The organism is Lactococcus sp. LG1074 (genome assembly GCF_017309525.1).
GTDB classification, from domain to species: Bacteria; Bacillota; Bacilli; order Lactobacillales; family Streptococcaceae; genus Lactococcus; species Lactococcus petauri.
The window spans coordinates 1,174,923-1,187,739 of the sequence record NZ_CP071293.1 but is presented as its reverse complement, the minus strand read 5'-3'; the positions used below and the strand labels follow the sequence as shown (position 1 = coordinate 1,187,739).

The 12,817-nt window shown below is 36.2% G+C and carries 13 protein-coding genes, 1 other RNA gene and 2 pseudogenes; 9 read left to right on the top strand and 7 right to left on the bottom strand.

Translation table 11 applies throughout. From position 1 onward, the window contains the following. The first annotated feature begins 21 nt into the window (after positions 1–21). Entirely contained in the window at positions 22–1,074 is a 1,053-nt protein-coding gene (locus J0J36_RS05905; protein ID WP_019292341.1) for a BMP family protein, read from the top strand. Positions 1,075–1,164: 90 nt separating this feature from the next. Continuing rightward, entirely contained in the window at positions 1,165–1,872 is a 708-nt protein-coding gene (locus tag J0J36_RS05900; RefSeq protein ID WP_004256827.1) for a GntR family transcriptional regulator, read from the top strand. 39 nt (positions 1,873–1,911) lie between these two features. Here the strand turns inward: J0J36_RS05900 and J0J36_RS05895 are convergent, their stop codons facing one another. Continuing rightward, positions 1,912–3,492, bottom strand: coding sequence for a cell wall metabolism sensor histidine kinase WalK (locus J0J36_RS05895; protein WP_019292340.1), 1,581 nt, complete (start codon positions 3,490–3,492; stop codon positions 1,912–1,914). Then, positions 3,461–4,159: a response regulator transcription factor gene (locus tag J0J36_RS05890; protein ID WP_004256833.1), complete on the bottom strand. Its 699-nt coding sequence runs from the start codon at positions 4,157–4,159 to the stop codon at positions 3,461–3,463. Before J0J36_RS05890 ends, J0J36_RS05895 begins: the two co-directional genes overlap by 32 nt. A gap of 175 nt (positions 4,160–4,334) precedes the next feature. Between J0J36_RS05890 and J0J36_RS05885 the strand changes: the two genes are divergently transcribed. From J0J36_RS05885 to ssrA, 5 genes are all read left to right on the top strand, one after another. Further along, on the top strand, positions 4,335–4,670 hold the full coding sequence (locus J0J36_RS05885; RefSeq protein ID WP_004256834.1) for a putative DNA-binding protein: 336 nt from the start codon (positions 4,335–4,337) through the stop codon (positions 4,668–4,670). Positions 4,671–4,694: 24 nt separating this feature from the next. After that, positions 4,695–4,883, top strand: coding sequence for a PLDc N-terminal domain-containing protein (locus J0J36_RS05880; protein ID WP_017370945.1), 189 nt, complete (start codon positions 4,695–4,697; stop codon positions 4,881–4,883). Then, entirely contained in the window at positions 4,876–5,763 is an 888-nt protein-coding gene (locus J0J36_RS05875; RefSeq protein ID WP_019292339.1) for an ABC transporter ATP-binding protein, read from the top strand. The genes J0J36_RS05880 and J0J36_RS05875 overlap by 8 nt, the downstream gene beginning before the upstream one ends. After that, a complete protein-coding gene (locus J0J36_RS05870) occupies positions 5,760–6,509 on the top strand; it encodes a hypothetical protein (protein WP_019292338.1) in 750 nt (249 codons plus the stop codon). The genes J0J36_RS05875 and J0J36_RS05870 overlap by 4 nt, the downstream gene beginning before the upstream one ends. A 45-nt stretch (positions 6,510–6,554) precedes the next feature. Next, positions 6,555–6,911, top strand: a transfer-messenger RNA (tmRNA) gene (ssrA, locus tag J0J36_RS05865). Positions 6,912–7,004: 93 nt separating this feature from the next. On the opposite strand, the gene J0J36_RS05860 is transcribed toward ssrA, so the two are convergent. The 3 genes from J0J36_RS05860 to J0J36_RS05850 all read right to left on the bottom strand — a co-directional run bounded on the left by J0J36_RS05860 (position 7,005) and on the right by J0J36_RS05850 (position 9,472). Further along, positions 7,005–7,163, bottom strand: a complete 159-nt coding sequence (locus tag J0J36_RS05860; RefSeq protein ID WP_165706996.1) for a hypothetical protein — start codon at positions 7,161–7,163, stop codon at positions 7,005–7,007. Positions 7,164–7,268: 105 nt separating this feature from the next. Further along, entirely contained in the window at positions 7,269–7,808 is a 540-nt protein-coding gene (locus J0J36_RS05855; RefSeq protein ID WP_206886694.1) for a DUF1440 domain-containing protein, read from the bottom strand. 110 nt (positions 7,809–7,918) lie between these two features. After that, entirely contained in the window at positions 7,919–9,472 is a 1,554-nt protein-coding gene (locus tag J0J36_RS05850) for a glycosyltransferase family 39 protein (RefSeq protein ID WP_040087534.1), read from the bottom strand. 444 nt (positions 9,473–9,916) lie between these two features. Here J0J36_RS05850 and J0J36_RS05845 point away from each other — a divergent pair, with 444 nt between their 5' ends. Further along, positions 9,917–10,267 (top strand): YxeA family protein, encoded by a 351-nt coding sequence (locus J0J36_RS05845; protein ID WP_019292335.1) that lies wholly within the window; start codon positions 9,917–9,919, stop codon positions 10,265–10,267. Between the two features lie 193 nt (positions 10,268–10,460). Here the strand turns inward: J0J36_RS05845 and J0J36_RS05840 are convergent. Further along, positions 10,461–11,618 (bottom strand): annotated as a pseudogene (locus tag J0J36_RS05840) (IS3 family transposase). A gap of 73 nt (positions 11,619–11,691) precedes the next feature. Between J0J36_RS05840 and J0J36_RS05835 the strand changes: the two are divergent. Next, positions 11,692–11,826 (top strand): annotated as a pseudogene (locus J0J36_RS05835) (YxeA family protein); the annotation flags it as partial. An 80-nt stretch (positions 11,827–11,906) separates the two neighbouring features. On the opposite strand, the gene J0J36_RS05830 reads toward J0J36_RS05835, so the two are convergent. Further along, positions 11,907–12,650 carry a hypothetical protein gene (locus J0J36_RS05830; protein WP_019292580.1) on the bottom strand — a complete coding sequence of 248 codons (744 nt, stop codon included), beginning with the start codon at positions 12,648–12,650 and terminating at the stop codon, positions 11,907–11,909. Positions 12,651–12,817: the final 167 nt, after the last annotated feature.

Genomic DNA, 12,817 nt, shown 5'->3' with positions numbered 1-12,817 from the left:
AATTTGGAGGAAAACGTTTCCATGAATAAACGTATTTTCGCAGTTGGTGCTCTTGCACTTGCATCAGTAGCAGTTCTGGCAGGATGCCGTGGACGTGACGCAGCTTCAGGTGGTGAAGCCAAAACAGATCTCAATGTAGCGATGATTACCGATACTGGTGGTGTTGATGACCGTTCATTCAACCAATCAGCTTGGGAAGGTTTGCAAGCATGGGGTAAAGAAAACAACCTTTCAAGAGGTAAAGGTATCAACTATTTCCAATCTAACTCAGCTTCTGACTACACAGCGAACTTCAACTCAGCTGTATCTGGTGGATATGACTTAGTTTTCGGTATTGGATTCGGCCTCCAAGAAGCAACTTCACAAGCTGCTAAAAATAATCCAGACACTAAATTTGCAATTATTGACTCTGTGATTGAAAATCAAGAAAACGTTGTTTCAGCAACATTTGCTGACCAAGAATCAGCTTATCTTGCCGGTGTTGCAGCAGCCAAAACGACAAAAACTGACCATGTTGGATTCATCGGAGGGATTGCATCAGATATCATCACAGCCTTCCAAGTTGGTTTCCAAGAAGGTGTTAAATCTGTTAATCCAAACATCAAAGTAGATGTGCAATATGCAGGTTCATTTAGCGATGCAGGTAAAGGGAAAACCATCGCTTCAGCAATGTACTCTGGCGGCGCAGATATTATCTATCAAGCAGCTGGTGGTGTAGGTACTGGTGTATTCACAGAAGCACGTGTCCTTAACGAAACAAAGAACGAAGCAGACAAAGTTTGGGTTATCGGTGTAGACCGTGACCAAGAATCTGAAGGTGACTTTAAATCTAAAGATGGTAAAGAATCTAACTTCGTCTTAGCTTCTACACTTAAAGAAGTAGGTAATGTTGTCAAAGACGTTTCAAACAAAACTAAAGACAACAAATTCCCTGGTGGTGAAATTCTTAAGTACGACTTGAAAAACTCAGGTGTAGCTCTCGCACGTAACAATACTTCCGATGAAGCATGGAAAGCTGTTGAAACTGCTAAAGAAAAAATCATCAATGGTGAGATCACAGTCCCTGCAAAATAATTATACCAATTATATAAATCAGCTATTATAGCTGGTTTTTTATTTGAAATTGGTATATAATAATAAAAAAACAAGGCAGAGGGAGACACCATGCAAAGAAGCAATGTTCCAAATTATATAAGAATTCATGATGCAATCAAAGAAGAAGTTGAAAAAGCAGTTTGGAAGATTGGTGAACGGCTGCCGAGTGAACGAGATTTAGCTGAGCGCTTTGGCGTAAGTCGGATGACTGCGCGGCAAGCAGTAACATCGCTTGTCGAGGAAGGAATCTTGGAACGCCGTGTGGGGAGTGGGACGTATGTTGCTAGTCGTCGGGTGCGCGAAAAGATGCGGGGTACAACCTCCTTTACAGAAATTATTACTGCACAGGGAAAAACACCGTCAACTGAAGTTTTAAGTTACCTCAAAACTTTGCCTAACGAAGTCGAGTGCGAGAAGCTGGAAATTTCGAAAGAACAAACGATTATCCGGATGGAACGTGTGCGCTATGCAGATCAAGTCCCCATCTGTTATGAAGTTGCAAGTATTCCTTATGATGTGGTAAAATCTTTTGAAAAGAAAAATATTACCTCTAACTTTTTTAACACACTGACACAAGCAGGCTATGAAATTGAGCGTAGTCAGCAGATTATTTCCGCTAAAAAAGTCAGTACCGAAGTTGCTGAATATCTTAAGATTAAGTCAGGCGATGCTATTTTAGGACTTACCCAAATTTCTTATTTGGCCGATGGTCGCGCATTTGAGTACGTCCTGTCTCAGTATGTTGGAGATCGATTTGAGTTTTATTTGGAACGTTAAAAAGAAAAAAGACTCTCTTTATAGAAGTCTTTTTTCTTTTTATAAAGTAACAGTAAATGTCGTTCCTTTACCCGGAACGCTGATTACCTCGATGTGTCCTTGAAGTTCTCGGACGTTTTTGTCCACGATAGACAAGCCTAGACCAGTTCCTGTGACTTGGGTACGGCTTTCATCTACACGGTAGAAACGTTCAAAAATACGTGATTTTTCAATTTCTGTTAAACCAGGACCGTTATCTGTGACGGTGAAAACAACTTTTTTCTTGTTTTGATGGAGGCCAACGTAGATTTTTCCATGATCATCCGTGTATTTAATCGCATTTTCAATTAAATTTTCAAAAATGCTATGCACCATCTGACGGTTGGTAACTTGAGAGATGGGAGCAATATCTGTCTGAAGTGACAAGTGCTTTTCATCAAGCAAGGGTTGTGAAGTGTTTAAAATCTCCTCGACAAGTGTGGCAAGATTAATTTTCTTCTTGTCGATATGAATATTTTGTTTGGTTAAAAGAAGCGTGTCTTGAACGAGTGCAATCAAGCGTGAGCTTTCTTTACTGATAATGTGGGAAAACTCATGACGGTCTGCTTCAGAAAGTGTGTCATCTTTCAGTAACTCAGCAAATCCTTTAATTGAAGTTAAAGGTGTCTTCAGTTCGTGACTGACATTAGCAATCAGTTCATTATGGGCATTTAGTGTTCGCTTAAATGCTGTTATATCAAGTAAAGTGACTAAGAAGCGGTTGTCCAAGTCTGGTAAAGGTGAGATACGTACTTGATAATAAGCATTAATGTTCTCAAAGTAAAAGTTCTTCTCTTGTGTGGTCGGATTAAGCATCTTATCCACTAAGAAACTCAAAAAGTCAGCATAAGGGCTGAAAATATCAAGGTTGTGTGTATCCGCAAATTCATTTTTAAACGAAGCGTTTGTTTTACGAATTTTTCCTTTAGCATTGTAAATGAAAATAGGAAATTGGAACAGTTCAATGAATTCGTAAATATTCTCTTTCTTTTCACTGTGCGATAAAATTTGATTTTGGATGTATTCGCCCAGAGAATTTAGCGCTAGAGTTACTTTATCATCGTTTTCGCTCATCAAATAACTTTGCGTGAGAGGGCTACGCTCGATGTTTTTGATTTTAGCGACAATATCTTGAGTGAAAAGATAATTACGTCTGGCATGAACAAAAACGTAAGAAGCACAGGCAAGGTAAACAATCAAAGCAAAGCCACCGACCATCATGTTGGTAAACCAAGGTGAAGTGCGACTGTCTTCAGCGTGAAGGTAACCTGTTATCACACCGTCAACACGGATAGGGCTTGTAATTTCAATAGAGTGACGGCTAACAGATTGTGCATAGTCTGCGCCCTCTTCAATCTTTGCGGTTTCTTGGTTGTGTGTACCTGCAGGAAGATACTGAAACTTGTTAGGAAGCGCAGAATTTGGATTTTCTGCGAGGAGCGTTTTCGTAGTATCAATGGTGTGCAAGACACGATTGGTATCTGTTTTTAGAATCTGAATGTTGAGAAAAACAAGCAGAATCACAGTCGCAACAAGATAAATGATTGTCGAGAGGACAATATTTTTTAGCTTAATCTTTTTCATCAGAGAAGTAGTACCCAAATCCTCGTTTTGTTTTTATAAATTGATTGTCTAACTTTTTACGAATTTTGCTGATTAAAACATCAATAGTTCGCGTTTCGGCAGCGGAAGAAATCCCCCAAAAGTGCTGCAGCAATTCTTCACGCGAAATCACATCGCCTGAGCGCTCAATTAAAAGTTCTAAAATTTCAAATTCACGTTTAGTTAGCTCTAAAGGTTGTCCATCAAAGATACAAACTTTTTTAGTGAAATCAAGCTCCAATCGGTCAAATTTAATACCAGATTTTTCCGCGGATTTTTCGTTTTCAATCGTTTTATTATAGTGCTGGTGGCGTCGAATGAGCGCATTTACTCGGACAATAATTTCTTTCATAGGTGTTGCTTTGTCCAAGTATTCATCTGAACCTGAATTAAGACCAGTCAGTTTCATTTCTTCGTCATCACGCGCAGTGAGTATCAAAATAGGTGTGAAATTTTGCTTTTTTCGCAAAATTTCCGTTACTTCAATACCAGAGAGTTCGGGCATCATTAAATCCAGCAAAATTAAATCGTAATGATTTCTCTTAGCCTTATCCAGAGCTTGTTTGCCATCACTGACAGTTGTAACTTCAAAATCGCTCTGTCTAAAATTATAAGAAAGTAAGGTTAAAATCGAACGATCATCATCCGCAATTAAAATCTTTTTCATTCCTCTATTATAACAAGCTTTTATCTGAAAACAAAGCCTAAAATCTGGAAAGATGTCCTTATGATTATAACGATAATTATGATAAAATTATAAAAGATAACGGACAATTAAGTTATGAATAAGGATGAAAACAAAGATTAAAAAATCAGTTGTTTTCTTAGAATATTAGGAAATTATGGAAATCGAAAAAACAAATCGTATGAACACCTTGTTTGAGTTCTATGCGACACTTTTGACGGACAAACAGATGAATTATATTGAACTTTACTATGCGGATAATTATAGCTTAGCTGAGATTGCTGAGGAATTTAATGTTAGTCGTCAAGCTGTATATGATAATATTAAGCGGACAGAAAAAGTATTAGAAGGCTATGAGGAGAAGTTGCATCTTTTTTCTAATTATGTGGTGCGCAACCAGTTGATCGATGAGCTTTTAGCAGAATACGCATCTGATCAACACTTAACAACACAATTGCGTGAAATTCAAAAAATTGATGAAGATGAATTTTAAAAGGTAAAGAATGGAGTGTACAAAATGGATATCCGTATCATTGTTCCATTGATTCTACTGGCTTGTCTCTATTTAGGGGCTTGCTTTTACAGTATTTTTAAAAGTGCGCATGTTAAACACCTGCCAAAATGGGCTTGGGCCCTTGTCTGTATCATTTCGATTCCCTTAGGCGGAATTCTTTATTTTATTGTAGGAAGGGACACATATGAATAAAATCATTGAAATAGAAGACTTGACGGTTTCTTTCGGCAATTTTGATGCTTTAAAAAACGTGACGTGCTCAATCAGTGCAGATCCAGGTATCATTGGCTTGATTGGCCCTAATGGTGCAGGAAAGACAACCTTAATTCATGCGATTTTAGGACAACATAAAGCGAGTCAGGGTGAAATTAAGCTTGCTAATCAAGCTTTGGCCTATTGTCCGGACACACCTGAATTTCCTGCCTACCTTACCGCAACAGAGGTATTACAACAAAGTTGCGCCTTGAACGAAAAAGCAGAAGAGCCTCAACAAATTGAGGCAACCCTCGAAAAAGTCGGTTTGTCAGAGTATCCCAATAAGAAAGTTGGTGGCTATTCACGGGGGATGAAGCAACGTTTGGGAATTGCAGTCGCGCTCTTACTTGATCCAATTTTGATATTTCTAGACGAACCAACAAGTGCTCTAGATCCTATTGGTCGCATTGAGATTTTGCAACTGATTACTAAAGTATCACAGGAAAAAACGGTGGTTGTTTCCAGTCATCTTCTCGCAGATATTGAAAACATTGCCGATCGCCTCCTTGTTTTAAATCATGGCGAACTTATTTTTCAAGGCACACTTTATCAGTTCATTGAAAGCAGCCAGTTGGACGAGTTTGCAGAACTAGAGATTAAAAGTGAGCAAGTCAAACAGGAAGTCATGGATATTCTTCAGGTAAATGATATTGAATTCTATCCTGAAATTACGGGGAAATTGATGATTAAGAGTGAATATACAGAGAAACTGTTACAAATTTTCCCGGATATTGGGCAAAAAATAAGTACTTATCGTGCTACAAGCAACAGTCTTGAGATGGCTTTTGAGCGTGCAATTACAGGAGGAGAACAGTGAGAAGATTAATTCTTTTGGAAATGAAAATGTGGTGGCGCAATAGCCGTCTCCTCATTCTTTTCTTTTTATTTGCTTTTTTTGGCATTACCTCACCCGTTTTGATTTATTATATGAAGGAATTTCTTGCAACTTTTGGAGGGACAGAAGGGACGATTATTCTCATGCCAGACCCCAATTGGAAAGCTTTGATGGAGTCGTATTTTAGTAATATTTCTCAGATTGGCCTTTTTGTTTTGGTTTACTTTACTGCGGATACTTTTAAGTTGAAAAAGGAGAGTTCACTCGGGCTTTATTATTCAACCGTAGCCCGAAATTCGATTATCCTATGGACGCCTAAGCTTTTCCTTGCCTTTTTAGTCACTCTAGTGAGTAACTTGGTAGGTGTGGCAAGTGCCACATATGTAACCTGGGTTTTCTTTCCTGAAATTGAGTTGAGCAGGGTACTCTCGTCGAGTTTGGTTCAAAACCTAGCTCTACTTACCTTGGTCATATTTGGCAGTGCTGTTACTGTTTGGACACGGAAGGCGTTTCTAGCAGTTGTTTCTACAATTGTACTGATGGTAGTGAGTTCGATCATTCAGACACTGAGTGATATTTCCGAATGGTTGCCCCTCAGTTTGCTTTCTCCAATCAACGTGTTAAATGCGCCAGGCCAAGTTAATTTAGTCACTGTTGGCATTTGTGTTGGCATTATAGTCCTTTCGATTATGGCCATTTTAGTACGACCATTGCGCGTGAAATATTAGGTGACTTGTGCTATAATTAATGTCTGGAAGTTATTCCACCGTAACGGGGGCGTTACGGATTCGACAGGCATTGTCGCGCATGAACTGCAACTGGTGGTGATGTCACCTAAATCCATCGCAGATAAATATAACTGCTAAAAATAACACTTCTTACGCACTAGCTGCCTAAACACCAGCTTGCGTAGCTGATGATCGTTCGCCGATGGCGGCCTGAAGCTCTAAACCTCAGTCGGATACGTTTTTATGGTGGCTTTACATAAAAAAAGAGATTTTAAAGCACCGCAAATTTCTGCTGTTTGAGACTGGCTTTGGAAATTTGTTAAACTAGAGAAAGTCCTATGGTTGTAGACGTTGATGTAGCAAGGTGTCTGGACAGGGGTTCAACTCCCCTCGCCTCCATATACCAGTTTATATAGATTCTTATAGACTAGAAAACCGCTTTATTGAGCGGTTTTTTCATACAAAAAAAGCGCCCATTCAAATAGGCGCTGTCAGTTATGCTATCGTTTCTAAATTATACACGGCTTCTTCAATGGTGTTGCCGATACTACTTAATGAAGAAGTAGGGTCTACCAGAGAAGCTTTAAATAAATTCGTTGAAGTATCTAGAGATACTGTGTATTTGAAGTTTTTAGTGTTATTAGTGAATGTCATATGCATTCCCCTTTCTTGTTTCTATTCGAAAGGACACTATAACGAATATAACGAAATTCTATTTTTATTGTAGCACAATAAACTTAAAACACAAATTTAATTTACTTAAATGTTCGTTAAAATTCCACTGCTATCTTTTGATATTAAATAATAAAGACAGGCAGCAATCGACCAGGCCCAAACGATATGTCCAAAGAACTCTGAGAAGTGTTCAGCAAACGGCTGTTTCCAAGGTGCAGGAATGGTTTTCATAACAGGCAATAAAACGATGTGCCAGATGAACCAGATGATGATTCCATAAGCAGCTCCTTGCCAAAGGGCAATGCAGGGCCAATATTGTGCAATAAAAATAAATAATGAAGCAAAGAATATGGAAAAACTAAAATGTAAGATTAAAGAAAACCAATATACTTTTTGATCACGTGAATATAAAACATAAGCATGCGTAAGTGAAGAGGGTACTCCAAATTGCTCCAACATACGCTGGGGTGGATTCGTGGCATTTCTTTCAGAAGTTCTTGGTGGTAGAATTGCTTCCCAACTAATCTTAACCATTCCAGAAATCATGCCTGAAATAAAGCCATACCAGATACTTAGAAAAATTATTTCTTGAAGAGAAGCGCTAGGGATAGTGAATGAAAACATAGAATAACTCCTTTTATTGTAATTTATATTTTAACAAAAAAACTTTGCAAGATTGTGTGTTAAAACTTTATAAATAAAACTCCTACACCGTAGGAGTTTTGTTTGCTTTTTTATCCGTTCTTTAAATCTTGAGAGGCAAATTTTGAATGATAGCCATAAGCTGCTAAGATAACGAATACAGGCAAGGCTTGAATAAGATAGCGACTTCTCCCACCTTCAAAGAGAAGCAAGAAGAGCATAAGCCCAATCATAGATAAGAGTAACCACATAACTTTAAAATCATATTTTGATTTTAAAGTTGAAAGTAAAATCCCAAAAATCATAATAATATAGATGATTTGAGCAAAGAATCTGTAGAAAAAAGTATTTTTTCCATTGGCATAACCTTTACCATTGCTATCAGTATAAATAAAGCTTCTTAAAAACTTTCCGAAGTTTGAATGAATAAAAGGTGAGAGTTTTTCGCTTGGATTGAGATTAGGTGTGACAAGAAAACCAGTTTTACCTGCACCGTCTGCGCCCCAAGCATAGGCACCATCACGGACAGTTTTACAATACTTTCCATATAGGAATTTGACATATCCTAGAGTTCCTAATTCTTTTAGTCTTTGCTTGAAGACCTCAATATTTACCTCTTTCTTTTCCTTAGCAGTTTTGGCTGATCTGGTAAGTCGCACGTCAGGTACATTATACATGCCATTTTTAGAGATACCTAACATCAAAAAATGAGTCATAGGAAACGCTTTATTTTTATCAAATTGAACATAGTTTTGATTGTTTTTATAAAGTGTAAAAGGCATTGCAAACACTAAAGCACCAATAATAAAGACTAAAAAGGAGATAAAGAAAGGTTTGAGTTTTCTTAGCTTAAGCATAGAAATTAAAAAGTATGCTATCACAAAAATAATTGCAGAGGGCTTCAGATAGTAAGCTATGGAGCTGAAAAAACCAGCAGAGAGTAAAGATATAAGTCTGTAGTGAGCGGAAATATTGTCTTGACTCCATTGTGTCAAAAAGAAGATACCTAAACTGACAAAGGGTAACACAAAAGTATCACTGTATGTGTTTAAAAACCAAGGACTAAAACCGAGTGTTGCTATAAAAAGTAAGATACTGTATCGAGCGGTTTGTTTATCGAAAAGATGCTTTGCTGTAAAATATGACATTGCTATAGAAAAATCTATTGCGATGATATTTAAAATTTGTAAAAGAGTTAGACTATGAACAACTCTCATAAATAAGAAAAGTAAAAAGTTATTAGGATAGTTCTGCAGATAGATCCACTTCTGAGAATTTATATCGCCCATAGCAGCATGATAGACTCCATAAACATCGTATCCTGAGAGTCCAGAAGCAAATAAAAGGGTAACTATTTGAAAGAGAACCATAATCCCAAATACTGCGACAATATTGTTACCTAAAAATCTTATAACAGATGATAACCAATCTTTTAATTTATCGCGATTCAGATAAGATACGATCAATGCTATTAAACTAAGGATGAAGATATAAGCTCCATTTTTTGAATAAATTTGCTCTAAAGAAAAATTTTCTGAACGAATAGCACTGAAAAGCCAAAAAGAACTCAAGAGAAAGGCTACTACAAATAGTGCTTCATATAGAAAATTTTTTTTAGTGATTGCTTTTTTGGAATTCTTTATCAAGAATGCTTACTCCTCTAAGTGTAGTGGCCCTGAAGTTAAAGTGAATAAAAATTTTTTCTTCTAGATAAAAAGAAATATATTTTCTGTCTATTTAATTTGGGGCTTTTATACCTGTATTATAGATAAAAAACACTGATTATGCAATTTTTTATACAACTAAAGTTGCATATTTTTGATAATTTTTAAAAAATATTTTCTAAAATAAAGACACTAAAGAGGGCTAATTATATAGAAGAAATAATGACAGAATCTTAAATAAAATCAGGAGTTTGGGAGGGCGAATTCGCCCTGTTCCAATAAAGCTCAGAATAAGAAAGAGTTAACGCAGTCCAAATATTAAGAAGACTCAAGCTTGATTATTACAATAATGTAAGAATATTTTAGACAAATTCGGAGTAAAATAATGCTAACAACTTAATGTTGTGTGTTGAATGGAAAAATAAAATGAAAAAAATATTGTTTGGTTTTTTAGGCGTGCTCTTAATTTTAGATATTGGCTTTTTTTGGAAAAATATTAGCTATACACAAACGATTTACTTTGCCCATGTGCAAGGGAAGGTAAATACGAAAATACTTAAGAACACGGATGGGACTTTAGACGGTCAATATAATTATACGGTAAGGGGAGTCAGTTCTAGAGGAGATGTTAGAGAGCTTCATCTTAAAACAGATCATCAAATACATGTGGGAACTTATCTGGAAATTCATGCGGCCAATAAAAAGGATGCAAACAGCTGGAAAACAAGGCAAGAGTATGAAATCCCTCGAACAGCACTAAATAAGCTTGAGGAATAGTGGATTTTTCACATTTAATGAAGAGTGAAAATTACTTTCTTAAGAAAATGTAAGTTATAACAGTAAAAATAACAGTAAAATAGTTTTATAGAAGAAAAATAAATGAGGTATGAAATATGAAAAAAGTATTAGTGGGAATTGTGGCACTTGTATTGATTGTTGTCGGTGGAGGTTATGGACTAATGTCAAATATTTAGACACAAAATGAGCTATATTTTCTTAAAATAGTTTTCTTCTTTCTGATTTGGAGTTAAACCATTGTTTGCGGAATGAGGATTATAGTTGTTATAAAACTGTTCGATGTATTCAAAGCAAGAGAGTTGAACTTCTTGAATGGAGTGATAAGTTCTTCTGTTTATTTCCTGTTGTTTGAGGTACTTGAAAAAGGCCTCAGTGACAGCATTATCATAAGGATATCCAGGTTTGGAGTAAGAAGCAAGCAATTGATGCTCATCTAATATTTTTCTAAAGGAAGCTGATTTAAATTGGCTACCTTGATCCGAATGAAAAATGATTGGTTCCTTAGGCTTCCTCTTATTTATAGCCATCCCTAATGTGTCACAGGCAAGTTTAGCATCAATCCTGTCACTTACTTTCCAAGCAATACATTTTCTAGAGTAGAGGTCAAGGATGGCGCAGAGATAAACATGCCGTCTATGTCCTATAGAAATATAAGTGAAATCAGTTGTCCATACTTGATTCGGGGACTTAGGATTAAATTCTTGTTTAAGGAGATTATCAGAAGAAAATGCAGGAGAGTGTTTTGATTTAACTCTAGGTTTAATCGTTGACATTTTAGGGAGTGTCATAGACTTGAGAAGTCTTAAGATACGCCCCTCAGAAATATTAACGCCATAATCACGCAGGAGAATGATTTTAAAAGCTCTCGTTCCAATTCTTTTCTTGGCTTTCATATAAATCTCAAGGAGTAATTTTCTCAAGCGTTGATTTTCTATTTCACGTTTTGAGGGCTTCTTGTTTATGAAGTTATAGTAGGTGGAACGATTGACATGTAAAACACGACAGAGCATAACTGTCGTGTGTTCAAATCGGAGTCTATAGACTGCTTTTAATCTCACTTGGAGTTTTGCATGAATATGGCACTTGCTTTTTTTAAGATAAGATTTTCTTCTTCGAGTTGGGCATTCCTTTTTTGTAATTCTTGAATCTGTTTAGCAGTCAAGACCGTATTATCTTCAAGACGAACTTGAGAGTACTGCTTGATCCATTTTGCAAGTGCAGAAGGGGAGACACCATAGTCTTTACAGAGTTCGGATTGAGTTTTACCTGTTTGGTAGAGATTAACGAGAGATTGCTTAAATTCCTCGTCGTAACGTTTAAAACCTGACATAAAAGTCCTTTCATTTTTGTGTCTTAATAGACAGATTATAACACACAATTTTCTGTCCACTTTTATAGTATAGCTCCACTTCACTGGAGATCATAATCTTAGACACGATGCTTATTTAAGACTCGTATATAACGATAAGAAGGGAGTCACGAGCTGGGAAGAAGTCCAGAAGCAAGATGTTCCTCAAAAAGCACTGAATAAAATCTAGAAAATATACTTATAAAAAAATCTACGTATATATAACGTAGATTTTTTGAATTTATAATATAGAAATAATTCGACAAGGGGTTATTCGGCCTTGGGATACGTATTTGTTGCTACGTCATAAGTAACAAGGTAAATGGTGCCATCAGGTAAAACTTTGTATAAACCAACGGTTCCGCTTCCACCATTTGCTCGCATTTCTTTTGAAAAAACTTGGATTACAAAAGAATCTTGCGTGTTCACAGCATCAAAATAAAAATCCTCTGGATTGGAAAGATAGCTTTTAAAATAATTAAGTACAGTATCCTTAGTAAAATTATTGCTGTCAAGTTGGGCTGCTAAAGTAAAATCAGAAGAAGTACCAGCATTATCTGTAATCTGAATTGCTTCAATCTTATCTGCTGTTGCATTAAAGTTGATCTCTACTTGTCCTTGATTAAAAAGATAAATTTGGTTAAAGGGTTGATTTTCAGTCTTAGATTTAAAAGTACTTTCATTGATAATGACAGAGCCAATATCTTTTCCGGTATGAGAATAATATTCAATATGGTCTTTTGTGATAATTAGAATATCGTTGCTGCTGTTTTTATAGAGTCCATGAAAGTTTGAATAGTCTCCTTTGGAAAACTGTTCTAAAGCTACAGGATAACTTTTTGGCTGTTCACTTGATGCGACAGTATCCTGAGAAGAACTAGGGGCAGATGTTGAGGAGGAAGTGTGAGTACTTGACTGCTTATCTTGAGCAAAATTGGCAGTGTTCTCTTTTTTATCCGCTCCGCAACCAACAAGTAAAAGTAGTGGAATAAATGCTAATATAATTTTTTTCATAAATTAATCTCCTAATTATAGTATACCATAGATGAAAAGAGTACGCTTTCTTTTACTGTAAGAAAGTCATTTAATAGAAGAAAAGTAGAAATAGAGGAGCAATTCAAACAATAATGTTCTAATTTCGCTTGATTAAATAAAAACAACATTTTATTTTGTTTTTACAA